Annotated in this window: 1 protein-coding gene and 1 pseudogene; both read left to right on the top strand. The window is 63.2% G+C overall.

The features are described from left to right. A partial coding sequence (gene aceA / locus HP499_RS23495) for an isocitrate lyase (RefSeq protein ID WP_172326457.1) occupies window positions 1-950 on the top strand: 950 nt, incomplete at its 5' end. A 417-nt stretch (window positions 951-1,367) separates the two neighbouring features. Beyond that, window positions 1,368-2,343 (top strand): annotated as a pseudogene (locus HP499_RS23490) (malate synthase A); the annotation flags it as partial.

Genomic DNA, 2,343 nt, shown 5'->3' with positions numbered 1-2,343 from the left:
CGGCCAACTCGGTCCCCCAGGTTGTCCGCCGCATCAACAACGCCCTGCTCCGCGCAGACCAGATCGAATATGCCGAGGGCGTCAAGACTGTTGAGGACTGGTTGGTCCCGATCGTCGCCGACGCCGAAGCCGGCTTCGGTGGCCCGCTCAACGCCTACGAGCTCATGAAATCCATGATCACCGCCGGTGCCTCGGGCGTTCACTGGGAAGACCAGCTTGCTTCGGAAAAGAAGTGCGGACACCTCGGCGGCAAGGTCCTGATTCCCACCCAGCAGCACATCCGGACCCTGAACGCAGCCCGCCTGGCAGCCGACGTCGCCGGTACACCGACCGTGGTGATCGCCCGCACCGACGCCGAAGCAGCAACGCTGATCACCTCGGACGTTGACGAGCGCGACCAGGAATTCACTACCGGCGAGCGCACTGCCGAGGGCTTCTACAAGGTCCGCAACGGCATCGAGCCCTGCATCGCCCGTGCCAAGGCCTACGCACCGTACTCCGACCTCATCTGGATGGAGACCGGCACCCCGGACCTGGAACTGGCACGCAAGTTCGCCGAATCGGTCAAAGCCGACTTCCCGGACCAGATGCTCTCCTACAACTGCTCCCCGTCCTTCAACTGGCGCAAGCACCTGGATGACACCACCATCGCGAAGTTCCAGCGCGAACTCGGTGCCATGGGCTTCACGTTCCAGTTCATCACCCTGGCCGGCTTCCACGCCCTGAACTACTCGATGTTCGACCTCGCCCACGGCTACGCCCGTGAAGGCATGAGCGCCTACGTCGAACTCCAGGAAAAGGAATTCGCCTCCGAATCCCGCGGCTACACCGCCACCAAGCACCAGCGCGAAGTCGGCACCGGCTACTTCGACGACATCGCCACAGCGCTCAACCCGAACGCATCCACCCTGGCCCTGGTGGGATCCACCGAAGAAGGCCAGTTCCACTAACCACTTCCGACGGCGGTCCCCGACTCCGGTTGCCTCCGGCCTAGGGACCGGCAACGCTCTACCTGCGGAGGTCGATCAAGGCAATCCTCCGCGTGCTATTCCCCATCCCCGCCGATAGACCTCGCAAAGCTCGGTCGACGGCGGGGATAGGGCCCCTTTTACGCACGCTTCCGGATCACCTTGATCGACCGTTGGGTCGCTCGGTATCGGGGAGGCAGGCACCAGGCCGCAGAGGCCGGTATTGCGGCAGCCTGCGTAAAAGGGCCCCCTTATCAGGGTTTGTCCTCGCTCAGCGAGGTCAAACCCGCATAAGGGGAATAGCAGGCAGAGCAATTCCGGTCCGAAGGCCGGACCCAAGCCAGGACCCAAACCAGCCAAGTGCCGCCGTCGAACTTTGCTTCTCAAGGAGAGATTGAAATGAACAGCTTCACTGACAACTTCACCATCAATGGCATCACTATCACCGCGCAGCCCATTTGCCGGCAGAACGAGGTCCTCACGCCGGACGCCCTTGAGTTCGTTGGCAAGTTGCACAGGGCTACGGCGGATCGTCGCCAGGAGCTGATGCAGGCACGGCATGCCCGTCGCAACCAGATTTCCGGCGGCCAGGATCCGCGGTTCCGCCCGGAAACTGAGGGCATCCGCAATGACCCGAGCTGGCGCGTCGCTCCCCCGGCTCCGGGTTTGGAGGACCGCCGCGTGGAGATCACCGGCCCCGTGGATAAGAAAATGACCATTAACGCCCTGAACTCGGGGGCGAAGGTCTGGCTCGCCGACATGGAAGACTCCTCCACGCCGACGTGGCGAAACGTCATCCAGGGCCAGCTGAACCTGACCGACGCTCTGGAACGCCGGATCGACTTCACCTCCCCTGAGGGCAAGGAGTACAAACTCAAAGCTGCCGAGGACCTGCCCACCATCGTGGTCCGTCCCCGTGGCTGGCACTTGCCGGAGAAGCACATGCTGATCGATGGCAAGCCCATTGCCGGCGGCATTGTGGACTTCGGTTTGTTCTTCTTCCACAACGCCCGCCGCCTCCTGGCCCAGGGCAAGGGCCCGTACTTCTACCTGCCGAAGATCGAGAACCACCTCGAAGCCCGGCTGTGGAATGACATCTTCGTCCTGGCCCAGGACTTGCTGGGCATCCCGCAGGGCACCATCCGCGCCACGGTGCTGATCGAAACCATCACGGCAGCGTTCGAGATGGAGGAGATCCTGTACGAACTCCGCGACCACGCGAGCGGTTTGAACGCCGGACGCTGGGACTACATCTTCTCCCTGATCAAGAACTTCCGGACCCGCGGACCCCGTTTTGTTCTCCCGGACCGCGGCCAGGTGACCATGACCCAGCCGTTCATGCGCGCCTACACCGAGCAGCTGGTCAGGGCCTGCC

This window comes from Paenarthrobacter sp. CM16 (assembly GCF_013179505.1).
In the GTDB taxonomy this organism is placed as follows: Bacteria; Actinomycetota; Actinomycetes; order Actinomycetales; family Micrococcaceae; genus Arthrobacter.
The sequence above is the reverse complement of the archived record's forward strand: the minus strand, read 5'-3'. Positions and strand labels throughout refer to the sequence as shown.